25 protein-coding genes and 1 riboswitch are annotated in these 21,093 nt (G+C 65.6%); of the genes, 12 read left to right on the forward strand and 13 right to left on the reverse strand.

Annotated features, from left to right (window positions below):
• Positions 1 to 74: 74 nt before the first annotated feature.
• Positions 75 to 216: riboswitch (FMN riboswitch) on the forward strand.
• A gap of 80 nt (positions 217 to 296) precedes the next feature.
• The 5 genes from ribB (at position 297) to OCX61_RS24435 (ending at position 6,267) form a co-directional block, all read left to right on the forward strand.
• Entirely contained in the window at positions 297 to 947 is a 651-nt protein-coding gene (gene ribB, locus OCX61_RS24415; RefSeq protein WP_261941736.1) for a 3,4-dihydroxy-2-butanone-4-phosphate synthase, read from the forward strand.
• 209 nt (positions 948 to 1,156) lie between these two features.
• Positions 1,157 to 1,399, forward strand: coding sequence for an exodeoxyribonuclease VII small subunit (locus OCX61_RS24420; protein WP_008092375.1), 243 nt, complete (start codon positions 1,157 to 1,159; stop codon positions 1,397 to 1,399).
• Positions 1,396 to 2,283 (forward strand): (2E,6E)-farnesyl diphosphate synthase, encoded by an 888-nt coding sequence (gene ispA / locus OCX61_RS24425; protein ID WP_261941737.1) that lies wholly within the window; start codon positions 1,396 to 1,398, stop codon positions 2,281 to 2,283. Before OCX61_RS24420 ends, ispA begins: the two co-directional genes overlap by 4 nt.
• A 131-nt stretch (positions 2,284 to 2,414) precedes the next feature.
• Positions 2,415 to 4,310: a 1-deoxy-D-xylulose-5-phosphate synthase gene (gene dxs / locus OCX61_RS24430; protein ID WP_261941738.1), complete on the forward strand. Its 1,896-nt coding sequence runs from the start codon at positions 2,415 to 2,417 to the stop codon at positions 4,308 to 4,310.
• Positions 4,311 to 4,395: 85 nt separating this feature from the next.
• Positions 4,396 to 6,267 carry a TonB-dependent receptor domain-containing protein gene (locus tag OCX61_RS24435; RefSeq protein WP_261941739.1) on the forward strand — a complete coding sequence of 624 codons (1,872 nt, stop codon included), beginning with the start codon at positions 4,396 to 4,398 and terminating at the stop codon, positions 6,265 to 6,267.
• On the opposite strand, the gene OCX61_RS24440 is transcribed toward OCX61_RS24435, so the two are convergent.
• The 12 genes from OCX61_RS24440 to nrdR form a co-directional block, all read right to left on the reverse strand.
• A complete protein-coding gene (locus OCX61_RS24440; protein WP_261941740.1) occupies positions 6,245 to 7,057 on the reverse strand; it encodes a cobalamin-binding protein in 813 nt (270 codons plus the stop codon). The genes OCX61_RS24435 and OCX61_RS24440 overlap by 23 nt on opposite strands.
• Positions 7,057 to 7,476: an MFS transporter gene (locus tag OCX61_RS24445; RefSeq protein WP_261941741.1), complete on the reverse strand. Its 420-nt coding sequence runs from the start codon at positions 7,474 to 7,476 to the stop codon at positions 7,057 to 7,059. The genes OCX61_RS24440 and OCX61_RS24445 overlap by 1 nt, the downstream gene beginning before the upstream one ends.
• A complete protein-coding gene (gene ribA / locus OCX61_RS24450) occupies positions 7,473 to 8,090 on the reverse strand; it encodes a GTP cyclohydrolase II (RefSeq protein ID WP_085677098.1) in 618 nt (205 codons plus the stop codon). The genes OCX61_RS24445 and ribA overlap by 4 nt, the downstream gene beginning before the upstream one ends.
• Positions 8,091 to 8,358: 268 nt before the next feature.
• A complete protein-coding gene (locus OCX61_RS24455) occupies positions 8,359 to 9,102 on the reverse strand; it encodes a substrate-binding periplasmic protein (protein WP_261941742.1) in 744 nt (247 codons plus the stop codon).
• Between the two features lie 16 nt (positions 9,103 to 9,118).
• A complete protein-coding gene (locus OCX61_RS24460; RefSeq protein ID WP_085677096.1) occupies positions 9,119 to 9,622 on the reverse strand; it encodes a phosphatidylglycerophosphatase A family protein in 504 nt (167 codons plus the stop codon).
• A complete protein-coding gene (thiL, locus tag OCX61_RS24465; protein ID WP_261941743.1) occupies positions 9,619 to 10,587 on the reverse strand; it encodes a thiamine-phosphate kinase in 969 nt (322 codons plus the stop codon). The genes OCX61_RS24460 and thiL overlap by 4 nt, the downstream gene beginning before the upstream one ends.
• A gap of 18 nt (positions 10,588 to 10,605) precedes the next feature.
• Positions 10,606 to 11,106, reverse strand: coding sequence for a transcription antitermination factor NusB (nusB, locus tag OCX61_RS24470; RefSeq protein ID WP_003255393.1), 501 nt, complete (start codon positions 11,104 to 11,106; stop codon positions 10,606 to 10,608).
• The gene (gene ribH, locus OCX61_RS24475; protein WP_027917814.1) at positions 11,103 to 11,579 is read right to left on the reverse strand and encodes a 6,7-dimethyl-8-ribityllumazine synthase; all 477 of its coding nucleotides are present in this window, start codon (positions 11,577 to 11,579) and stop codon (positions 11,103 to 11,105) included. Before ribH ends, nusB begins: the two co-directional genes overlap by 4 nt.
• Positions 11,580 to 11,670: 91 nt before the next feature.
• Positions 11,671 to 12,762: a bifunctional 3,4-dihydroxy-2-butanone-4-phosphate synthase/GTP cyclohydrolase II gene (gene ribBA, locus OCX61_RS24480; RefSeq protein WP_012270288.1), complete on the reverse strand. Its 1,092-nt coding sequence runs from the start codon at positions 12,760 to 12,762 to the stop codon at positions 11,671 to 11,673.
• A gap of 18 nt (positions 12,763 to 12,780) precedes the next feature.
• Positions 12,781 to 13,446 carry a riboflavin synthase gene (locus OCX61_RS24485; RefSeq protein ID WP_016497780.1) on the reverse strand — a complete coding sequence of 222 codons (666 nt, stop codon included), beginning with the start codon at positions 13,444 to 13,446 and terminating at the stop codon, positions 12,781 to 12,783.
• Between the two features lie 42 nt (positions 13,447 to 13,488).
• Positions 13,489 to 14,619: a bifunctional diaminohydroxyphosphoribosylaminopyrimidine deaminase/5-amino-6-(5-phosphoribosylamino)uracil reductase RibD gene (gene ribD / locus OCX61_RS24490; RefSeq protein ID WP_261941744.1), complete on the reverse strand. Its 1,131-nt coding sequence runs from the start codon at positions 14,617 to 14,619 to the stop codon at positions 13,489 to 13,491.
• A gap of 2 nt (positions 14,620 to 14,621) precedes the next feature.
• The gene (gene nrdR, locus OCX61_RS24495) at positions 14,622 to 15,086 is read right to left on the reverse strand and encodes a transcriptional regulator NrdR (RefSeq protein ID WP_009685710.1); all 465 of its coding nucleotides are present in this window, start codon (positions 15,084 to 15,086) and stop codon (positions 14,622 to 14,624) included.
• A gap of 105 nt (positions 15,087 to 15,191) precedes the next feature.
• Between nrdR and OCX61_RS24500 the strand changes: the two genes are divergently transcribed.
• The 3 genes from OCX61_RS24500 to trxA are packed head-to-tail and all read left to right on the forward strand — an operon-like array spanning position 15,192 to position 17,220.
• Complete coding sequence (locus OCX61_RS24500; RefSeq protein ID WP_261941745.1) at positions 15,192 to 15,644, forward strand: YbaY family lipoprotein; 453 nt, start codon at positions 15,192 to 15,194, stop codon at positions 15,642 to 15,644.
• Entirely contained in the window at positions 15,645 to 16,304 is a 660-nt protein-coding gene (locus tag OCX61_RS24505; protein WP_261941746.1) for a class I SAM-dependent methyltransferase, read from the forward strand.
• A gap of 31 nt (positions 16,305 to 16,335) precedes the next feature.
• Positions 16,336 to 17,220, forward strand: a complete 885-nt coding sequence (gene trxA / locus OCX61_RS24510) for a thioredoxin (RefSeq protein ID WP_261941747.1) — start codon at positions 16,336 to 16,338, stop codon at positions 17,218 to 17,220.
• 132 nt (positions 17,221 to 17,352) lie between these two features.
• Here trxA and OCX61_RS24515 read toward each other — a convergent pair whose 3' ends face one another.
• Positions 17,353 to 17,688 carry a hypothetical protein gene (locus OCX61_RS24515; protein ID WP_261941748.1) on the reverse strand — a complete coding sequence of 112 codons (336 nt, stop codon included), beginning with the start codon at positions 17,686 to 17,688 and terminating at the stop codon, positions 17,353 to 17,355.
• 130 nt (positions 17,689 to 17,818) lie between these two features.
• Here OCX61_RS24515 and OCX61_RS24520 point away from each other — a divergent pair, with 130 nt between their 5' ends.
• From OCX61_RS24520 to OCX61_RS24535, 4 genes are read left to right on the forward strand one after another with little or no spacing between them, the layout of a single operon-like run.
• Complete coding sequence (locus OCX61_RS24520; protein WP_261941749.1) at positions 17,819 to 18,394, forward strand: DUF2796 domain-containing protein; 576 nt, start codon at positions 17,819 to 17,821, stop codon at positions 18,392 to 18,394.
• A 1-nt stretch (position 18,395) separates the two neighbouring features.
• Positions 18,396 to 19,106, forward strand: a complete 711-nt coding sequence (locus tag OCX61_RS24525) for an ABC transporter ATP-binding protein (RefSeq protein WP_261941750.1) — start codon at positions 18,396 to 18,398, stop codon at positions 19,104 to 19,106.
• Positions 19,106 to 20,371 (forward strand): ABC transporter permease, encoded by a 1,266-nt coding sequence (locus OCX61_RS24530; protein ID WP_261941751.1) that lies wholly within the window; start codon positions 19,106 to 19,108, stop codon positions 20,369 to 20,371. The genes OCX61_RS24525 and OCX61_RS24530 overlap by 1 nt, the downstream gene beginning before the upstream one ends.
• Positions 20,372 to 20,381: 10 nt before the next feature.
• Positions 20,382 to 20,999, forward strand: coding sequence for a DUF3299 domain-containing protein (locus tag OCX61_RS24535; RefSeq protein WP_261941752.1), 618 nt, complete (start codon positions 20,382 to 20,384; stop codon positions 20,997 to 20,999).
• Positions 21,000 to 21,093 lie beyond the last annotated feature (94 nt).

The following is a 21,093-nucleotide window of genomic DNA, read 5'->3' on the forward strand; positions in this document are numbered from 1 at the left end:
CCATGCCTGCATGATACCGCCGAAGGTCGTAGAACTGCGGGTTGCCAGAACGGTTGCACAGTGCTGTATGCTTGGCCGGTCTTCAGGGCGGGGTGAAAGTCCCCACCGGCGGTAAATCGAAAGATGAGCCCGCGAGCGCCCCGGCCATGCCGGGGGTCAGCAGATCTGGTGCAACTCCAGAGCCGACGGTCATAGTCCGGATGAAAGAAGGCGTCAGGCAGGGGCCATTCGGGCGCCCCTGCGCGCGCATTTTGTTCGCCCCGAGACGTTCATCGATCAATCACGAGGAGCGTTTCATGTCCCCTTTGCTGCAAAAACAATTCCCCAATGTGTCCGCCGCCATCGCCGCCTTCCAGGCCGGGCGCCCTGTATTGCTGCTCGACGATGACGACCGCGAGGACGAAGCCGATATCGTTGCCGCCGCCGAGAACCTGTCGCTGCAGACCATGGCCATGATGATCCGCGACTGCAGCGGCATCGTCTGCCTGTGCCTGGACGAAGCCACTGTCGATGCCCTGCAGCTGGCGCCGATGGTGCAAAACAACCAGGCCCGGCATGGCACGGGCTTCACCGTCACCATCGAGGCAGCCGAAGGCGTGAGCACTGGCGTCTCCGCGCAAGACCGCATCACCACCATCGAAGCGGCGCTGCGCTCGACCGCCGAGCAACGCCATATCGTCAGCCCTGGCCATGTGTTCCCGCTGCGCGCGCGGGATGGTGGCGTGCTGACCCGTCGTGGGCATACCGAAGGCTCGGTGGACCTGGCACGCCTGGCCGGACTACGGCCGGCGGCAGTGCTGTGCGAGTTGATGAACCCCGATGGCAGCATGGCGCGGGGTGAGCAGGTGTCGGTGTATGCACGGCAATACAACCTGCCGGTGCTGACCATCGAAGAGCTGGCGCGGTGCCGTGAGGCCATGGTCGAGCTGGAAGCCGAGCCTGCCTGATCTGTCGCACGGGGCCGCTTTGCGGCCCATTCGCGGGCAAGCCCGCTCCCACAGGGATCTCACACAGCTTGAGGGCGGTGAGATGACTGTGGGAGCGGGCTTGCCCGCGAAGAGGCCGGCAAATCCAGCCTCAGGTAGCCTGAAGTTTGCTCCCCCCGCCCCGCTCTGCTAACGTCGCGCGGTTCTGACCCGCCACCGAGACTGTCGCCATGGCCCGCAAAAAAGCCTCCATTGATTTCGAACAATCCCTCGCCGACCTGCAAGCCCTGGTCGAGCGCCTGGAGAACGGCGAACTGTCGCTGGAGGACTCGCTGGCCGCGTTCGAGCAAGGCATCGCCCTGACGCGCGATTGCCAGGGGGCCCTGGCCCAGGCCGAACAGAAAGTGCAGATCCTGCTGGAACGTGATGGCGAACTCGCCGCACAGCCGTTCGATGCGGAGCCAGAAGCATGATCAGCGCTTACCAGGCCAGTTGCCAGGCCCGTGTCGACGCCGCCCTCGAACCGCTGTTCATCGCTCCGACCAAAGAACTGGAGCGCCTTTATGCGGCCATGCGCTACAGCGTGATGAACGGCGGCAAACGCGTGCGTCCGCTACTTGCCTATGCCGCCTGCGAAGCCCTGGGCGCGCCAGCCGAGCAAGCCAACGGTGCAGCCTGTGCTGTGGAGCTGATCCATGCCTATTCGCTGGTCCATGACGACCTGCCGGCCATGGACGACGACGACTTGCGCCGTGGTCAGCCAACCACCCACAAAGCCTTCGACGAAGCCTGCGCGATTCTCGCCGGTGACGGCCTGCAGAGCCTGGCCTTCAGCGCCCTGCTCGACCCACGCCTGAGCCCGCAGGCCGACAGCATCCGCCTGGCCATGGTCCAGGCCCTGGCCAAGGCTGCTGGCCCCGCGGGCATGGTCGGCGGCCAGGCCATCGACCTTGGCTCGGTCGGCCTGAAGCTGAACCAGCAAGCCCTGGAATTCATGCACCGGCACAAGACCGGTGCGCTGATCGAAGCCAGCGTGCGCCTGGGCGCCCTGGCCAGTGCCCGCGCCGAACAGGCGCAGCTGGATGCCCTGCAGACTTATGCACAGGCCATCGGCCTGGCATTCCAGGTGCAGGACGATATCCTCGACGTGGAAAGCGACACGGCCACCCTGGGCAAGCGCCAGGGTGCCGACATCGCCCGTGACAAACCGACCTACCCGGCGCTGCTGGGGCTGGAAGCCGCCAAGGCCTACGCGATCGAACTGCGCGACCAGGCGCTGGTCGCATTGCAAGGGTTTGGTGAAACTGCCGAGCCACTGCGGGCGTTGGCGCGCTACATCGTCGAGCGCCGTCATTAAGGCTTGACTGCAATCCCTTGTGGATGCGGGTTTACCCGCTGCCACAGGGTCCGCGTAACCCGTGGTCGAATGGGCACTTTTCCCACAATGGGGTAAACTGCCGCGTCTTCACACCTATAACGACTCGCCTGATGCCCACGACGTTTCAAGAGATCCCCCGCGAACGCCCGGTCACGCCGTTGCTCGACCGCGCTGACACGCCTGCCGGCCTGCGCCGGTTGGCCGAAGCCGACCTGGAGACCCTGGCCGACGAATTGCGCCAGGAGTTGCTCTACACCGTTGGTCAGACCGGTGGGCATTTCGGCGCCGGCCTGGGCGTCATCGAGCTGACGATCGCCCTGCACTACGTCTTCGACACCCCGGATGACCGGTTGGTGTGGGACGTCGGCCACCAGGCCTACCCGCACAAGATCCTCACCGGGCGCCGCAAGCGCATGCTCAGCCTGCGCCAGAAGGACGGCATCGCCGCCTTCCCGCGCCGCAGCGAGAGCGAGTACGACACCTTCGGCGTCGGCCACTCCAGCACCTCGATCAGCGCTGCCCTGGGCATGGCCATTGCCGCCCGCCTGCAGAACAGCGCGCGCAAGTCGATCGCCGTGATCGGCGACGGTGCCCTCACTGCCGGCATGGCCTTCGAAGCGTTGAACCACGCCCAGGAAGTCAACGCCGACATGCTGGTGATCCTCAACGACAACGACATGTCGATTTCGCGCAACGTCGGCGGCTTGTCCAACTACCTGGCCAAGATCCTCTCCAGCCGCACCTACGCGAGCATGCGCGAGGGCAGCAAGAAAGTGCTGTCGCGCCTGCCCGGTGCCTGGGAAATCGCCCGTCGCACCGAGGAATATGCCAAGGGCATGCTGGTGCCGGGCACGCTGTTCGAGGAGCTGGGCTGGAACTACATCGGCCCGATCGACGGCCATGACCTGCCGACCATGATCGCCACCCTGCGCAACATGCGTGACCTCAAGGGCCCGCAGTTCCTGCACGTGGTAACCAAGAAGGGCAAGGGCTTCGCCCCGGCCGAGATCGACCCGATCGGCTACCACGCCATCACCAAGCTCGAGCCTGCCGACAAGCCGGCTGCGCCGAAGAAAGTCAGCGGGCCGAAGTATTCCGCCGTGTTCGGCCAGTGGCTGTGCGACATGGCCGCCGCCGACAACCGCCTGGTGGGCATCACCCCGGCGATGAAGGAAGGCTCGGACCTGGTCGCCTTCAGCGAACGCTACCCACAGCGTTATTTCGACGTGGCGATCGCCGAGCAGCACGCGGTCACCCTCGCCGCCGGCATGGCCTGCGAAGGCAGCAAGCCGGTGGTGGCGATCTACTCCACCTTCCTGCAGCGTGCCTACGACCAGCTGATCCACGACGTGGCGGTGCAGAACCTCGACGTGTTGTTTGCCATCGACCGCGCCGGCCTGGTGGGCGAAGACGGCCCGACGCACGCCGGCAGCTACGACCTGTCTTACCTGCGCTGCATCCCGGGCATGCTGGTGATGACCCCAAGCGACGAGAACGAGCTGCGCAAGATGCTCAGCACCGGCCACCTGTTCGACGGCCCGGCTGCGGTGCGCTACCCGCGCGGCACCGGCCCGAACGCGCCGATCAGCGGCGACCTCGAGCCGCTGGAAATCGGCAAGGGCGTGGTTCGCCGCCAGGGCGAGAAAGTTGCCCTGCTGGTGTTCGGCGTGCAGTTGGCCGAGGCCCTGCAGGTTGCCGAGCAGATCAACGCCACCGTGGTTGACATGCGCTTCGTCAAACCGCTGGATGAGGCCCTGGTGCTGGAACTGGCTGCCAGCCACGAGCTGCTGGTGACCATCGAAGAGAACAGCATCATGGGTGGCGCCGGGGCTGCCGTGGGCGAGTTCCTGGCCAACGAAGCTGTGGTCAAGCCGCTGCTGCACCTGGGGCTGCCGGATATCTACGTCGAGCACGCCAAGCCTGCGCAGATGCTGGCCGAGTGCGGGCTGGATGCTGCTGGCATCGAGGCCTCTGTCAAAGCTCGCATGGCCAAGCTCGGGCTCTAGGGCCCTTTCGCGGGCAAGCCCACTCCCACAGGTGCTGAGATACCCTGTGGGAGCGGGTTTGCCCGCGAATGCTTTGGTAATGACCATGAAAATCCTGAGCTTTGCCCCGCTGCTCTGCCTCCCCTTGCCGTTGCTGGCCGCTGAGCGCGACGATGCCCTCAAGCTCCCCGACACCCTGATCAGCGCCAACCGCCAGGTCGAGTCGCGCACCGCCACCAGTGCCGCCAACACCGTCTTCACCCGCGCCGACATCGACCGCCTGCAACCCGGTAGCGTCACCGATCTGCTCAGCCGGGTGCCCGGCGTGCAAGTTGCCCCCACCGGTGGCCGTGGCAGCCTGCCAGGCATCTTCATCCGTGGCACCAAGGCCGCCCAGAGCCTGGTGCTGGTCGATGGCGTACGCATCGCCAACGCCACCTCCGGCGACAGTGGCCTGCAGTTTCTCGATGTCGACCAGATCGAGCGGGTCGAAGTGCTGCGCGGCTCGCGCTCGGCGCTGTATGGCAGTGATGCCATCGGCGGGGTGATCCAGATCTTCACCCGCCGCAGCAGCGGCCCCGGCCTGCAACCGCGCCTGCGCCTGGCGGCGGGCAGCAACCAGACGTTCCAGCGCAGCCTGGGGCTGTCTGGCGGTGACGACGCCACCCGTTTCAACCTCGGCGCCAGCCTCGATGAAACCGCTGGCATCGACTCGACCGGGCCGTCGTTTGCCAGCGATGGCGACCATGACGCCTACCGCAACAAATCGCTCAACCTGAGCCTGAGCCACACCTTCGGCGAGCGCTTCGAAGCCGGCCTGAACCTGCTCGACAGCCGCGGCCGCAGCGAATACGACAACCCATTCGGTCGCTTCGACCCGGTCACCTTCCAGAGCTTTGGGCAAAAGCCCTACACCGACTTCAACGTCAGCAGCCTGGGCAGCTATTTCGATGCTCAGCTCAACGACCTCTGGCATTCGCGCCTGGAGCTTGGCCACAGCGAAAACCGCGACGACAAACGCGACAAGCTCAGCGACGAGCGTTTCGTGTTCAACACCTACCGCGACCAGGTCACCTGGCAGAACGACCTGGCCCTGGCCGAGCGGCACAACCTGCTGCTGGGTGGTGACTGGTACCAAGATCGCGTGCACGGCAGCACCGACTTCACCGAGGACAGCCGCTGGAACCGTGCGGCCTTCATCCAGCACCGCTACAGCGGCGAAGCCTTTTCCACCGAGTTTGGCGCACGGCGCGACCAGAACCAGCAATTCGGCGGCCAGACTACCTGGAGCGGTAGCCTCACCGTGCCGTTGAATGCCCAGAACGATGTACTGCTGTCCTACAGCGAAGGCTTCCGCGCCCCAACGTTCAATGACCTGTACTACCCGCAGTTCAGCAACCCGGGCCTCAAGCCCGAGCGCTCGAAGAGCTATGAAGTGCAGTGGCGTAGCCAGCTGACCCACGACAGCCGCCTGGAAACCTCGCTGTACCGCACCGACCTGCGCGATGCGATCATCTTCGGCCAGGACTCGATCCCGCAGAACGTGGCTTCGGCGCGCATAAACGGCCTGGAAATGGCACTCGACCAGCAATGGGGCGAATGGCGCAGCCAACTTGGCCTGGCCCTGATCGACCCACGCGACCGCGACAGTGGCCACACCCTCGCCCGCCGCGCTCGGCGCACCCTGAGCCTGGACCTGGACCGCCAGTTCGGACAGTTCAATGCAGGCGCCAGCTGGCAAGCCGTCAGCGCCAGCTACGACGATGAAGCCAACCAAAATCGCCTGGGCGGTTACGGCCTGTTTGGCCTGCGTGCGGGCTGGGCGGCCACTGACGAGGTGAAGCTTGAAATGAAGTTGGATAATCTGCTGGACAAGGACTACAACCGGGCACTTTACAGCTTCGACGGGGCCAGCTACGGCTACCGCGAAGAAGGCCGCACCGCGCTGTTCAGCATCACCTGGACGCCGGCACTCTAGCCGCCAGCAGCACGCACAGGCGGGCGGTGGCTTCGATCATCTGCCCGCTGGGCCGCTCCAGCCCCTTGTCCGGCACCACCAGCAAGCCGTCCCCGGCCACCGCGCTCAGCCGTGGCCAGGCCTTCCAGCTCGTCAGCTGCGCCTCATCGGCCGCCAGGATCACCTGCGGGTCGCGCATCAGCACCGACTCGACATTCACCTGCGGCGCTGGCTGACTCAGATCGGCAAAGACATTGCGCGCCCCGCACACTGCCAGGGCATCGCTGACCACCTGCTGCCCGCCCAAGGTGTACAGCGGCCGGTCCCACACCTGATAGAACACCCGCACCGGATGCTCGCGCCTGTATTGCTGGCGCAGCTGCTGCAGCCGCTCGCGCAGGGCCTGCACATAGGGCCGGCCTTGCTCGCCCCGGCCGACACGCACGGCGATGGCCTCGATCTGGTCGAGCAATTGCTTCAGGTCGTGGGGCTCGGCGCTGTAAGTGGCAATGCCCAGGCGCCTGAGCTGGTCGCGCTGTGCCGGTGCCACGCTGCCGGGCCAGAGCAGCAGCAGGTCGGGCTTGAGGCTGAGCAGGGTTTCCATGTCCAGCTGGCCCTGGCGCCCGACCGAGGGCAGCCTTTGCAGCGCTTGCGGTCGCTCGCCGCCATCGAGCACACCCACCAGCAGGTCATCGGCGTGCAGTTCGAGCATGATTTCGCTCATCGACGGCGCCAGGCTGACCACGCGCAAAGGCTCGCCGGCCTTTGCAGTAACGGCCAGCAGCGCCAGCAGGCAGAGCAGAACGCGCATCAGCCCAGCTGACGCGGAATACGGTAGAGGTAAAGCAGCACCACGGTGGACAGCGCCAGGAGAATCTGCGGTACCGCCTCCAGCCCGACCAGCACCGACAGCGCGGCGACCCAGGCCGGGAAGCAGGCAAACAGCATGGCCATGCGCCGCACCCGCGCCAGGTTGATCCAGGCGGCGGGTTCCTCGGCCGTGCCCAACACCTTCGAGGTGGCGATCAGCGCCCGCTTGTAGGCGCCGAAACGCGGCAGGCTGAGGAACATGGTCGCGGCACCGGCGATGAACAGCGGCATGGCCAGCACCGGGATCAGCGCATCGCCGCCGCCAAAGGCCCAGGCCATGATCGGTAGCGGTACCAGGCCGACCGCCAGGTACTGCCACCAGGCCAGCGCCAGGCGCCGCTTGACCTCGCCGCGGGTCACGCCTGGGGCACCTCGCCCTGGTGCTCGTTACCCAGCATGTGGCCGAGCTTGCCGGCCTTCGTCGCCAGGTAGTAACGGTTGTGCGGGTTGTGGCCGGTGTGCAGCGGCACGCGCTCGGCGACCTTGATGTTCATGTCGGTCAGCGCCTTGACCTTGCGCGGGTTATTGGTCATCAGGCGCAGCGATTTCACGCCCAGGTGCTCCAGCATCGGCAGGCACATGGCGTAGTCGCGCTGGTCGGCGGCAAAGCCCAGGCGCTCGTTGGCCTCGACAGTATCGGCACCACCATCCTGCAGCTCATAGGCGCGGATCTTGTTCAACAGGCCGATGCCACGGCCTTCCTGACGCAGGTACAGCAGCACGCCACGGCCTTCGCGGGCGATCGCCTGCAGCGCGGCTTCCAGCTGCGAACCGCAGTCGCAGCGCTGGCTGAACAGGGCATCGCCGGTCAGGCACTCGGAATGCAGGCGCCCCAGCACCGGCTCACCGTCGGCGATATCACCCAGGCTGAGCACCACGTGCTCACGGCCAGTGGCTTCGTCGAGGAAGCCATGCATGGTGAAGATCGCAAAGGGAGTCGGGAGTTTCGAGGCGGCAACAAAGACGACGGGCACGTTGTGCTCCTGGATAAGTAGGAAATTTCTCGTGAGCCGATTGTATCAGCAGGTCGCCGCGTGTGCGCTCGTTGAATACCGTGGCTTAAGATCGAAAAGTTCGATGCTTAGCAGGGACTGGCATTCTATATTGGGCCTTGTGGGAGCCGCGCTTGCCGGCGATGGGCCGCGAAGCGGCCCCACGATTTCAAGGTTGTTGCATAAACTGCCGGGGCCGCTTCGCGGCCCATCGCCGGCAAGCGCGGCTCCTACAGGGATCGCGCCAGCTTTATTGCGGCTTGCTGTCCGGGGTGAAGGGATAGGGCTGCTTCCAATGCTCGAAGATCGGCTTCAGCTCGCCGCTGCGTACCAACTCGGCCATGCGTTTGTCGAACAGGTCTCGCAGGACCTTGGCCTGTTCGCTCTTGGAGAACGCCAGGTACAACGGCAGTTCGGCCACATGGGTACTGCGAAAACGCTCCGGCTGCGAGGTCTGCCCGAGCACATAGTCGACTTCGGTCTGCGCATCGATGTAGAAATCCACGCGCTCATGTTCGAGCATCGGCAGGATGCCTTCACGGCGCTGGATTTCGCGGAAGTTGTGCACGTTGGGCAGGTAACTGCTGTAGTCATAGCCGCGCACCCAGGCCAGGCGGTACTGGCCGACGGTAGCCAAGGTCGGCACCGGCGTGCTGGCCAGGCCCAGGGCATAGATATGGTCCATATCGAAGTGCCAGCGCGGATACAGGTTGTCGTCGTTTTCCTCCTTGTACGACCCGACCCAGGCATCGGCCTCGCCCCGCTTGACCAGGCCAACCGCGCGGCTGTACGGCGCACTCTGGGTCACCACCTTCACGCCGGCAGGTTCGAACACCTTGCGCAGCACATCCCAGGCCACCCCACTGCCATCGGCATTGGTGTAGTCGCTCCACTCTTCGCTGACCAGGTGAATCTGCTTGGGTAACGCATCAGCTGCCATCACCCAAGGGGCAAGGCTCAGCATCATTGCCAGCAGCACAGTCCTCATGGCCATCGAAACGCTCCCTGCTTCAGCCTACCGCCCATACCAGAATCTGCATGCCCAGCCAGGCGAACACACCGGCCAGGATATCGTCGAGCATGATCCCGACACCGCCGTGCACATGGCGGTCGATCCAGCGGATCGGCCATGGCTTGAGGATGTCGAAGAAGCGGAACATCAGGAACCCGGCGAGGATCCACTGCCACCCTTCAGGCACCAGCCAGAGGGTGATCCACATGCCGACCATCTCGTCCCAGACAATGCCTTCATGGTCGTGCACGCGCAAGTCGTTGGCGACCTTGCCGCACAGCCAGAAGCCGAACAGCATCGTCACGCCCAGCAGCAGCCAGTAGCCCCAGTCGGGCAGCATCTGCCACAGCGGGATGAACGGGATCGCTACCATTGAGCCCCAGGTACCGGGGGCCTTGGGCAGGGTGCCCGAACCGAAGCCGAAGGCGATGAAGTGCCACGGGTTGCGCCAGACCGATGGCGGAACGAACTCCGCTGGCACCTGGTTGGGGTGGTCGGTCACGGTGTCTCCCTAAAGTGTTGATAGCCCCGTTGAACCGGGGTGATGTCCTGGCCCTGCGAGTCGCGCAGGGTCACGCCTTGGCCTTCGAGCACGCGGCCGATGACGTGCACCTCGACGAAACCGAGGTCGGTCAGCGGGGTGAGCGCCGCTGGCGGCAGGGTAAAGGCCAGTACGTAGTCGTCGCCGCCGGTCAGTGCTGCCAGCCGGGCTGCATCGTGGCCAAGGAAGGCCTCCAGAGCAGGAGACACTGGCACCCGCGCCAGGTTCACCTCGAGCGCGACCCCGGATGCCTTGGCGATATGCCCACAGTCGGCGAGCAGGCCATCGGAAATGTCCAACGCCGCCGTGGCCCGGCCGCGCAACAGCTGGCCAAGGTGCAGCTGAGGCATCGGCGACCAGTAGTGATCAAGCAGCGGCTTGGCCAGTTCGGCCGGCGCCTCGCGCTCACCCAGTACCAGCGGCAACGCCCCGGCCGCCTTGCCCAGCGAACCGCCGACGCACAGCAGGTCGCCCGGCCGCGCGCCGCTGCGGCGCAACGCCTGGCCGACCGGCACGCGGCCGAACACGGTGACGGTGATGCTCAGCGGGCCGCGGGTGGTGTCGCCACCGATCAGGCTCATGCGGCAACGGTGGGCCATGCGGCTGAGACCGTCGGCATAGGCTGCCAGCCAGTCTGGGCCGACATCCGGCAAGGTCAGGGCAAGGGTGAAGCCGATCGCCGTTGCGCCCATGGCCGCCAGGTCACTGGCCGCCACGGCCAACGAGCGCTGGCCAAGCAGCAACGGATCGCAGACGGTGGGGAAATGCCCCCCGGCGACCAGGGTGTCGGTCGACACCGCCAGTTGCTCACCGGGGGGAAGGTCCAGCAGGGCGCAATCGTCGCCGATGCCAAGCGCCACGCCCTCGCCGCCCTGCGCACAAGGCGCGGCGGCGAAGTAATGGTTGATCAGCTCGAACTCACCCATGGGCCGACAGCGCCAGAATCAGCGCTTGTTCGCCTTGACTTCTGCTTCACGCAGCGCCGGGGCAAGCTTGTCCAGCACGCCGTTGACGAACTTGTGGCCGTCGGTGGCACCGAAGACCTTGGCCAGTTCCACGCCTTCGTTGATCACCACGCGGTACGGTACGTCGACGCGCTTGATCAGCTCCCAGGTGGACAGGCGCAGCACGGCCAGCTCGACCGGGTCGAGCTCTTCCAGTGCGATGGTCATGCAAGGCACCAGCGCCTTGTCGATTTCGCCCTTGATTGCCGGGACCCCGTGGAGGATCTCGCGGAAATAGGCACCGTCGACATCGGTGAAATCGTTATCCACCCGGAACTGCGCTTCGATCTCGTTCAGCGAATGCTGGGCCATGTGCCACTGATACAGGGCCTGGGTCGCGAGCTTGCGGGCTTCGCGGCGCTTGGCGCTTTTCGATGGCTTGCCGGCATCCGCAGGTTTTGGATCGCGCGGGTTGAAACGATCGCTTTCGTCGCTAATCACTTGGCCTCCAACTGCGCCAGCAGGCTGACCATTTCCAGAGCGGACAGGGCAGCTTCACCGCCTTTGTTGCCAGCCTTGGTGCCGGAGCGCTCGATGGCTTGTTCGATGGAGTCGACGGTCAGAACGCCGAAGGCCACCGGTACGCCGAACTCCATGGACACCTGGGCCAGGCCCTTGGTGCATTCGCCCGCCACGTATTCGAAGTGCGGGGTACCGCCACGGATCACTGCGCCCAGGGCGATGATCGCGTCGTATTCGCCTTGCTGGGCGACTTTCTGTGCCACCAGCGGGATTTCGAACGCGCCCGGGGCACGGATGATGGTGATGTCGCTTTCGCTGACACCGTGGCGTACCAGGGTATCAACGGCGCCGCTTACCAGGCTTTCGACGACGAAGCTGTTGAAGCGGCCAACCACCAAAGCATAGCGACCTTTGGGGGCGATGAAGGTACCTTCGATGGTCTTCAGGGTCATTCCGATATTCTCATCTTCAAGAGCGAGGCCGCATACAAGCGGCCTCGACAGGGGTCTGGACTCGAGCTCAGGGCGTCAATGCCGCCTCAAGTCACTCGGAGGGCACGTATTCTACAACTTCCAGATCGAATCCGGATATCGCATTGAACTTCATCGGCGAACTCATCAGGCGCATCTTGCGCACACCGAGGTCGCGCAGGATCTGCGAGCCGGCACCGACGGTGCTGTAGGTGGTCGGTGCCTTGGTCGGTGCATCGCCCGCGCTTTCGCGGATGTGCGCCAGCAGCACGTCGCCGTCCAGCGGGTGGCCCAGCAGCAGCACCACGCCACTGCCAGCCTCGGCCACGGCGGCCATGGCCGCGCGCAGGCTCCAGCGGCCCGGCTGCTTGACCAGCAGCAGGTCGCGCAGCGGGTCCATGTTGTGCACGCGCACCAGGGTCGGCTCTTCGGCGCAGATCTTGCCCAGGGTCAGGGCCATGTGCACGTCGCCTTCCACCGCGTCACGGTAGGTGACCAGGTTGAATTCGCCCAGCTCGCTCTCCACCGGCTGCTCGGAGACGCGCTGCACGGTGCGCTCGTGGATCATGCGGTAGTGGATCAGGTCGGCGATGGTGCCGATCTTCAGGCCGTGTTCGGCGGCGAACACTTCCAGCTCGGCGCGGCGCGACATGGTGCCGTCGTCGTTCATCACTTCGCAGATCACGCCGCTCGGCTCGAAGCCGGCCATGCGCGCCAGGTCGCAGGCCGCTTCGGTGTGGCCGGCGCGGGCCAGGGTGCCGCCGGGCTGGGCCATCAGCGGGAAGATGTGGCCTGGGCTGACGATGTCTTCAGCCTTGGCGTCCTTGGCAGCGGCAGCCTGCACGGTGCGTGCGCGGTCAGCGGCGGAAATGCCGGTGGTAACGCCTTCGGCGGCTTCGATCGACACGGTGAACTTGGTGCCGAAGCCCGAGCCGTTGCGCGGTGCCATCAGCGGCAGCTTCAGGGTCTCGCAGCGCTCGCGGGTCATCGGCATGCAGATCAGGCCGCGGGCGTGCTTGGCCATGAAGTTGATGTGCTCAGGCAGGCAGCATTCGGCCGCCATGATGATGTCGCCTTCGTTCTCGCGGTCTTCGTCATCCATGAGGATGACCATTTTGCCCTGGCGGATGTCTTCGACCAGTTCTTCGATGCTGTTGAGCGCCACTCGGCACCCCCTTCTCAATCAGGATTTCAAGAAGCCGTTGGCGGCCAGGAAGCTTTCGGTAATGCCACTGCCCTTGCTCGGTTCGGCAGCCTTGTCGCCCAGCAGCAGACGCTCCAGGTAACGGGCCAGCAAGTCGACCTCAAGGTTTACCCGACGCCCTGCACGGTAGTCGGCCATGATGGTTTCGGACAGGGTGTGCGGGACAATGGTCAGCTCGAATTCGGCGCCATTGACCTCATTGACCGTCAGGCTGGTGCCGTCGACGGTGATCGAACCCTTGTGGGCGATGTACTTGGCCAGCTCCTTGGGCGCACGCACGCGGAACTGGATGGCGCGGGCGTTATCGCTGCGCGAGATGATTTCGCCGACACCGTCGACGTGGCCGCTGACCAGGTGACCGCCCAGGCGGGTAGTCGGGGTCAGGGCTTTTTCCAGGTTGACCTTGCTGCCGCTCTTGAGGTCGATGAACGCGGTGCGCTTGAGGGTCTCGACGCTGACGTCGGCCCAGAACCCGTTGCCCGGCAGCTCGACGGCGGTCAGGCAGACGCCGTTGACGGCGATGCTGTCGCCGAGCTTGACGTCACCCAGGTCGAGCTTGCCGGTTTCGACGTAGACGCGCACGTCACCGCCCTTGGGGGTCAGGCTGCGGATGGTGCCGATGGATTCGATGATGCCGGTGAACATGGGGACTTCCTCAAAAACGGGTTGCGCGGGGCAAGCCCGGCATTATACGCCGGGTGCCGGCAGAGGGATGGCCGTGACCCGCCAGTCATCGCCCACTGCGCGCATTTCGGTGATTTTCAGCCGCGGCGCCTGGCTCATCCTGTCCAGCGGCCAGTCCAGCAATGGCCGGGCCTGGGAGCCGAGGAAAGTGCCGGCAACGAAAAGCTGGTACTCGTCGATCAGGCCCTGGCTGGCAAAGGCGCCGACCAGACCGGCGCCGGCTTCCAGCAGGATTTCGTTGACCCCACGTGCGGCCAGCGCCCGCAGCAGGGCCGCCAGGTCTACCTGGCCATTGTCGCCGGGCAGGCTGAGCAGTTCATGGCCGGCAGCGGCATAGCCTGGGTCATCTGCGACGGCGGTGACCACCAGCGCCGGGCCAGCCTTGAAGAACGGCGCATCCAGCGGCAGGCGCAGGCGGCCGTCGATCAGCACGCGCAGCGGCGTGCGGCTCAAGGCCAACGCGGTGGTTTCGGCGTCCAGGCCCAGCTCGGTACCACGCACGGTCATCCGCGCGTTATCGGCGAGCACGCTGGCTGCACTGGTCAGCACCACGCTGGAACGGGCGCGCAGGCGCTGTACCGCCGAGCGGGCAGCGGGGCCGGTGATCCACTGGCTTTCGCCACTGGCCATGGCGGTGCGCCCGTCCAGGCTCATCGCCAGCTTGGCGCGCACGAACGGCAGGCCGTGCTCCATGCGCTTGAGAAAGCCTGGGTTGAGGGCACGGGCTTCGGCTTCGAGCACGCCACTGGCCACCTCGATGCCGGCCTCGGCCAGGCGCCGCAGGCCTTGGCCTGCGACTTGCGGGTTGGGGTCCTGCATGGCGGCGACCACCCGGGCCACACCGGCGTTGACCAGCGCCTCGGCGCACGGCGGCGTGCGGCCATGGTGGCTGCACGGCTCCAGGGTCACGTAGGCGCAGGCGCCGCGGGCCAGCTCGCCGGCCTGGCGCAGGGCATGCACCTCGGCATGCGGCTCGCCGGCGCGCACGTGCCAGCCTTCACCGACCACCTGGCCATCACGAACGATCACGCAGCCCACGCGGGGGTTGGGGTGGGTGGTGTACACGCCCTTGCGCGCCAGCTCCAGCGCGCGGGCCATGTAATGGGCATCGAGAATCGCGGTCTGGCTGGGCATGCTCACTCTTTAGCCGGCTCGCGGGCCAGGCGGTCGATTTCTTCGCGGAATTCGTCGAGGTCCTGGAAGCGCCGGTACACAGAGGCGAAGCGGATGTAAGCCACTTCGTCGAGCTTGCGCAGCTCGGCCATGACCATTTCGCCCACCACCAGCGACTTGACCTCGCGCTCGCCGGTGGCGCGCAGGCGGCTCTTGATATGCGCCAGTGCCGCTTCCAGGCGCTCGACGCTGACCGGGCGCTTCTCCAGCGCACGCTGCATGCCGGCGCGCAGCTTGTCTTCGTCGAAGGGCTGGCGTGTGCCGTCCTGCTTGATCAGCCGCGGCAGCACCAGCTCGGCGGTTTCGAAGGTGGTGAAACGCTCGCCGCAGGCGACGCATTCACGGCGGCGGCGCACCTGTTCGCCCTCGGCGACCAGACGCGAGTCGATGACCTTGGTGTCGTTGGCACCGCAAAAGGGACAGTGCATGGTGGCAGGCAACAAAAAAAGGGAGGGCCATGGTAGCGCATTGCACTGGCAAGACAAGCCAAAGGGGTTAACATCCATACAATTCTGCCCCTGAAGGACCCACCCATGCATCTTCGTGCGCTCGTCGTGCTGTGCTGCGCTTCTCTGCTCGCCGCCTGCGGCAGTGACCGCCCCAAGACCGAAGCAGTCCCCGCGCCAGCAGTGGCCAAGGTGGCGAAAAACGCCGAACCGCTTGGCCCGCTGCCGGCCTATCAGCGTGAACTGAGCGGCACCTTGCTGGAGATCCCCGCCGGCGCCGACGTGGAGCTGGCGCTGCTGGTCATCGACGACCGTGACCGCCCGCAACAGCTGCTGGCCAGCAGCACCCTGACCGGCACCGGCCAGGCCCTGCCCTATCACCTGCGTTTCAACCCCGAGGCCTTCCCGGCCGGTGCCCGCGTCGAGCTGCGCGGCCGTGCCAGTAGTTCCGGCCAGCTGATCATGCACCTGCCACCCGTGCGTATCATCCAGGCCCAGACCCAGGCCACCGGCCCGCTGCGTTTCGAGAAGGCGCCGTAAGTGGCGCCGCTTGCCCTGCAACAGGCCCTTAGCGGCCTGATCGGCGAAGCGCGCCTGGTGGTCAGCGAGCTGCCCGAGTGCGAACTGAAGCTATGGCTGATCGATGATCAGAACATGGACCGCGCCTTCAGCAGCGAAGAAACCCGGCGCATCCTCGAGGAACCGCCATACTGGAGCTTCTGCTGGGCCAGCGGCCTGGCCATGGCCCGCTACCTGGCCGCGCACCCCGAATGGGTCGCCGGCAAGCGCGTGCTGGACTTTGGCGCCGGTTCCGGCATCGCCGCAATCGCGGCGGCCCGCGCCGGGGCGCTGGAAGTGGTCGCCTGTGACCTCGACCCGCTGGCCCTGCAAGCCTGCCGCGCCAACGCACAGCTCAATGCTGTCGAGCTGGGCTACAGCAGCGACTTCTTCGCCGAGGCCGACCGCTTCGACCTGATCCTGGTCGCCGACGTGCTCTATGACCGCGCCAACCTGCCGCTGCTCGATGCCTTCCTTGGTCGCGGCCGCCAGGCACTGGTGGCCGACTCGCGCGTGCGTGATTTCAGCCACCCGCTGTACCGGCAGCTTGGCGTGCTCGAAGCCCTGACCCTGCCGGACCTGGCCGAGCCGCACGAATTCCGCCGGGTCAGCCTGTACCACGCCAGCCGCGAGCCTTTATAGTGGTGCCATTCACGGATTTGCGAGAGTCGCGATGAGCCTAGCTCCTAGTAATGATCTGCCCTACATCTTCGATGCCACCGATGCCACCTTCCAGCAGCTGGTGATCGAGAATTCCTTCCACAAGCCGGTACTGGTGGACTTCTGGGCCGAGTGGTGCGCGCCGTGCAAGGCGCTGATGCCGCTGCTGGCGAAGATCGCCGAGGGTTACCAGGGCGAGCTGCTGCTGGCCAAGATCAACTGCGACGTCGAGCAACAGGTGGTGGCCCAGTTCGGTATCCGCAGCCTGCCAACCGTGGTGCTGTTCAAGGATGGCCAGCCGGTTGACGGCTTTGCCGGTGCGCAGCCGGAGTCGGCGATCCGCGCCATGCTCGAACCGCATGTTCAACTGCCGGCCGCGCCAACCGCTTCGCCACTTGAACAAGCCAAGGCGCTGTTTGCCGAAAGCCGTTTCGCCGAGGCAGAGGCAGCGCTCAAAGCACTGTTGGGTGAAGACAACAGCAATGCCGAGGCATTGATCCTGTATGCCCGTTGCCTGGCCGAGCGTGGCGAGCTGGGTGAAGCCCAGGTGGTGCTGGACGCGGTCAAGACCGACGAGCACAAGGCCGCGCTGGCTGGCGCCAAAGCGCAGCTGACCTTCCTGCGCCAGGCCGCCAGCCTGCCAGAAGTCGCCGACCTGAAGAGCCGCCTGGCGCAGAACCCGCAGGATGATGAGGCGGCTTACCAGCTGAGTATCCAGCAGCTGGCGCGCCAGCAGTATGAAGCGGCACTGGAAGGGTTGCTGAAACTGTTCCAGCGTAATCGCGGGTATGAGAACGGTCTGCCGCAGAAGGCGATGCTGCAGGTGTTCGAGCTGCTGGGCAGCGACCATCCGCTGGTGAGCGTTTACCGCCGCCGCCTGTCTTCGGCCATGTTCTGACCTGAAGCCCGTTGCGAGGGCTTCGCCCTCGTTCGCGGGCGCGCCCGCTCCCACAGGGATCGCGCAAGGCTTGAGAGCTGTGCAGTACCTGTGGGAGCGGGCTTGCCCGCGAAGAGGCCCGCATAGGCAACCTCACCCCACCCAGTGATACACCGGCGCATCCACGCCACTTTCCACTTTCACTTCACTGCTGTGGCGCAAGCGCACCAGCAACCGCTTGCCCGCTGCGGTACTCCCGGCCAGCCCTTCCAGCCGGTCCAACAACTCCGGCCCGCTCATCTGCCCTGCCAGGCGCAGCACCTCACGCGCGGCATGCCACTGCCCATCGTCCTGGCGCGCAGCCGCTGCTGCGGCTACCGGCTCCGCCACCGGCACCTCGATCTGCCGCCCAAGCTGCGCCCACTCCTGCGGCTCCAGCTCGATGGTCAGGTCCACCGGCCAGTCACCAATCTGTCCACGAATTCTCACGATGCGTTCCTTGAGCTCAGGTCAATGCAGCCATGCTACCGCAACATGAAACCTGCGCCACGCAGGCTGGCGGCGCAAAGAAAAGTTGTTATAACATAACCGAATCTTTCAGCCCGTCCCGGAGTCGTCCATGCGTCGCCTGCTGCTCGCCCTGCCCTTCGCCCTGCTGCCCCTGGCCGTGGCCCATGCCCACGACGAACATGACCATGATCACGCCCACGGCACCCTCGCCGCCCACGAGCATGGCGTGGCCAAGCTCAACGCGGTGCTCGATGGCAACACCCTGGAGTTGGAGCTGGACAGCCCGGCGATGAACCTGGTCGGCTTCGAACATGCCGCCAGCAGCGATGCCGACAAGGCCAAGGTTGCCGCCGTACGCCAGCAGCTCGAACAACCGCTGAAGCTGTTCGCCCTGGCCTCGGCCGCAGGCTGCAAGGATGATCAGCAAGAGCTGGAAAGCCCGCTGTTCGGCGACCCGGCCAAGGCTGACGACGACGGTGACGAGCATGAAAAAGGCCACGCGCACAGCGACATCAATGCCCACTACCAGCTGACCTGCGCCACCCCGGACAAACTCACCCAGATCGATCTCACCCCGCTGTACAAGGCCTTCCCGGCCACCCAGAAGATCAACGTGCAACTGATCGGCCCGAATGGCCAGAAAGGCGTCGAGACCTCGCCCGCCAAGGCCGTGGTCACGTTCTGAAATGCGCCAGCCGTTGATTGAACTGCGAGACCTGGTGTTCGCCTGGCCCGGCCAGGCGCCACTGCTGGATATCCCGGCATTCCGTCTGGAAGCCGGTGAAGCACTGTTCCTCAAAGGCCCCAGCGGCAGTGGCAAGACCACCCTGCTGGGCCTGCTCGGTGGGGTCAACCGGCCGGGCCAGGGGCGTATCCAACTGCTGGGGCAGGACCTCGCCCTGCTTGGCCAAGGCGCGCGAGACCGCTTCCGGGTCGACCACACCGGCTACATCTTCCAGCAGTTCAACTTGCTGCCGTTTCTTTCGGTGCGCGAGAACGTCGAGCTGCCGTGCCGCTTTTCACGCAGCCGCGCCGAACGTGCCAGTCAGCGCCACGGCAGCATCGACCAGGCCGCCAGCGAGCTGCTGGCGCACCTGGGCCTGGGGGACCCGGCGCTGCTCGCACGGCGTGCCGACAGCCTGTCGATCGGCCAGCAGCAGCGCGTCGCTGCCGCACGCGCATTGATCGGCCAGCCCGAGCTGGTGATTGCCGACGAGCCGACCTCGGCGCTGGATGCCGACAGCCGCGAAGTCTTCATCCGCCTGCTGTTCGACGAATGCCGTGCGGCCGGTTCCAGCCTGCTGTTCGTCAGCCATGACCAGAGCCTGGCGCCGCTGTTCGATCGGCACCTGTCCCTGGCTGAACTCAACCGCGCCGCCAAGCCCCGGGAGGCCTGATGTACCTGCTTCGCCTTGCCCTGGCCAGCCTGGCCAACCGCCGTTTCACCGCCTTTCTCACGGCCTTCGCCATCGCCCTGTCGGTGTGCCTGCTGCTGGCCGTCGAACGCGTGCGCACCGAAGCGCGCGCCAGCTTCGCCAGTACCATCAGCGGTACCGACCTGATCGTCGGCGCCCGCTCGGGCTCGGTGAACCTGCTGCTGTACTCGGTCTTTCGCATTGGCAACGCCACCAACAACATCCGCTGGGACAGCTTCCAGCACTATGCCCAGGACCCAAGGGTCAAGTGGGCGATCCCGATATCGCTGGGTGACTCGCATCGTGGCTACCGGGTGATGGGGACCACCACCGACTACTTCAGCCATTACCAGTACGGCCGCAAACAGCATCTGGAGCTGAGCCAGGGCCGTGAATTCGCCAGTGACCCGTTCGAAGTGGTGCTCGGTGCCGAAGTGGCCGACGCTCTGCACTACAAGCTGGGCGACAAGCTGGTCCTGGCGCACGGTGTCGCCGCGATCAGCCTGGTCAAGCATGACGACAAGCCGTTCACCGTGGTCGGCGTGCTCAAGCGCACCGGCACGCCGGTCGACCGCACCCTGCACATCAGCCTCGGCGGCATGGAGGCCATTCACATCGACTGGCACAACGGCGTGCCGGCCCGTGGTGCCGGGCGCATCAGCGCCGAGCAGGCGCGGACCATGGACCTGCAGCCGGCAGCGATCACCGCGTTCATGCTTGGCCTGAACAACAAGATCGCCACCTTCAGCCTGCAGCGCGAGATCAACGAGTACCGCAGCGAGCCGTTGCTGGCGATCCTGCCTGGGGTTGCCCTGCAGGAACTGTGGAGCCTGATGGGCACCGCCGAACAGGCGTTGTTCGTGGTGTCGTTGTTCGTGGTACTGACCGGCTTGATCGGCATGCTCACGGCGATCCTCACCAGCCTCAACGAACGCCGCCGGGAGATGGCGATCCTGCGCTCGGTGGGCGCGCGGCCGTGGCATATCGCCGGGCTGCTGGTGCTCGAAGCGCTGGCGCTGGCGCTGACGGGCATCGCGGCGGGGCTTGGGTTGCTGTACGCGGGCATCGCCCTGGCCCAAGGCTACGTTCAGGCCAACTACGGTCTGTACCTGCCCCTGGCCTTGCCCAGCCCCCATGAATGGACGCTGCTTGCAATCATCCTTGGCGCGGCGCTGCTGATGGGCAGCGTGCCGGCCTGGCGCGCCTATCGGCAGTCGCTGGCCGACGGCCTGTCCATTCATCTCTGAGAGCTTTGCAATGATCCGAGACCTCACCGCCATTTTCGCGGGCAAGCCCGCTCCCACAAGGAGCACGTCGAACCCTGTGGGAGCGGGCTCGCCCGCGAAAGGGCCGGGACAGGCAGCCCAACTTTTGCTGGTAGTGCTGCTCTCGCTGGCACTACCAGCCTGGGCCTCGGAGCCCCGCGAGCTGGACTGGCCTGCACTCATCCCCGAAGGCGCGCCGGTCATCCCGCCACAACTGGCGCCGCTGCACGACATGTCGCAGCTGAGCAATGCGCTGTCGGCCGAGTCGGCCCCTCCGGCACGCCAGCAGGCGCCCGATGCCCCGGTGGTGAAAAGCCTGGACGGCCAGCAGGTCAAGATACCGGGCTATATCGTGCCGCTGGAGGTAAGTGAAGAAGGCCGTACCACGGAGTTTCTGCTGGTGCCGTATTACGGCGCCTGCATCCATGTGCCCCCTCCGCCGTCGAACCAGATCGTGCATATCTTCAGTGAAATGGGTGTGCGCGTGGAGGACCTCTACCAGCCCTACTGGATCGAGGGAAAGATGCAGGTTAGAGCCTCCAGCAGCGAGTTGGCCGACGCCGGATACCAGATGGAAGCAGAGAAAATATACGCTTATGTTCTCAAGTGAGAACTGTTTCGAATTCATGACGACGCTTCTTTGAGCTGGGTCAAACTTTCGGTTCAGACGCATCCGTACCATTGGACTACTCGATTACTCACGT

This window comes from Pseudomonas sp. LRP2-20 (assembly GCF_024349685.1).
Lineage (GTDB): Bacteria > Pseudomonadota > Gammaproteobacteria > Pseudomonadales > Pseudomonadaceae > Aquipseudomonas.

Excerpts from the sequence above, each read along its gene's own strand:
- ribB (WP_261941736.1), top strand. The coding sequence starts at position 297 with ATGTCCCCTTTGCTGCAAAAACAATTCCCCAATGTGTCCGCCGCCATC.
- OCX61_RS24420 (WP_008092375.1), top strand. The coding sequence starts at position 1,157 with ATGGCCCGCAAAAAAGCCTCCATTGATTTCGAACAATCCCTCGCCGAC.
- ispA (WP_261941737.1), top strand. The coding sequence starts at position 1,396 with ATGATCAGCGCTTACCAGGCCAGTTGCCAGGCCCGTGTCGACGCCGCC.
- dxs (WP_261941738.1), top strand. The coding sequence starts at position 2,415 with ATGCCCACGACGTTTCAAGAGATCCCCCGCGAACGCCCGGTCACGCCG.
- OCX61_RS24435 (WP_261941739.1), top strand. The coding sequence starts at position 4,396 with ATGAAAATCCTGAGCTTTGCCCCGCTGCTCTGCCTCCCCTTGCCGTTG.
- OCX61_RS24440 (WP_261941740.1), bottom strand. The coding sequence starts at position 7,057 with ATGCGCGTTCTGCTCTGCCTGCTGGCGCTGCTGGCCGTTACTGCAAAG.
- OCX61_RS24455 (WP_261941742.1), bottom strand. The coding sequence starts at position 9,102 with ATGGCCATGAGGACTGTGCTGCTGGCAATGATGCTGAGCCTTGCCCCT.
- thiL (WP_261941743.1), bottom strand. The coding sequence starts at position 10,587 with ATGGGTGAGTTCGAGCTGATCAACCATTACTTCGCCGCCGCGCCTTGT.
- ribH (WP_027917814.1), bottom strand. The coding sequence starts at position 11,579 with ATGACCCTGAAGACCATCGAAGGTACCTTCATCGCCCCCAAAGGTCGC.
- OCX61_RS24485 (WP_016497780.1), bottom strand. The coding sequence starts at position 13,446 with ATGTTCACCGGCATCATCGAATCCATCGGCACCATCCGCAGCCTGACC.
- ribD (WP_261941744.1), bottom strand. The coding sequence starts at position 14,619 with ATGCCCAGCCAGACCGCGATTCTCGATGCCCATTACATGGCCCGCGCG.
- nrdR (WP_009685710.1), bottom strand. The coding sequence starts at position 15,086 with ATGCACTGTCCCTTTTGCGGTGCCAACGACACCAAGGTCATCGACTCG.
- OCX61_RS24500 (WP_261941745.1), top strand. The coding sequence starts at position 15,192 with ATGCATCTTCGTGCGCTCGTCGTGCTGTGCTGCGCTTCTCTGCTCGCC.
- trxA (WP_261941747.1), top strand. The coding sequence starts at position 16,336 with ATGAGCCTAGCTCCTAGTAATGATCTGCCCTACATCTTCGATGCCACC.
- OCX61_RS24520 (WP_261941749.1), top strand. The coding sequence starts at position 17,819 with ATGCGTCGCCTGCTGCTCGCCCTGCCCTTCGCCCTGCTGCCCCTGGCC.
- OCX61_RS24525 (WP_261941750.1), top strand. The coding sequence starts at position 18,396 with ATGCGCCAGCCGTTGATTGAACTGCGAGACCTGGTGTTCGCCTGGCCC.
- OCX61_RS24530 (WP_261941751.1), top strand. The coding sequence starts at position 19,106 with ATGTACCTGCTTCGCCTTGCCCTGGCCAGCCTGGCCAACCGCCGTTTC.
- OCX61_RS24535 (WP_261941752.1), top strand. The coding sequence starts at position 20,382 with ATGATCCGAGACCTCACCGCCATTTTCGCGGGCAAGCCCGCTCCCACA.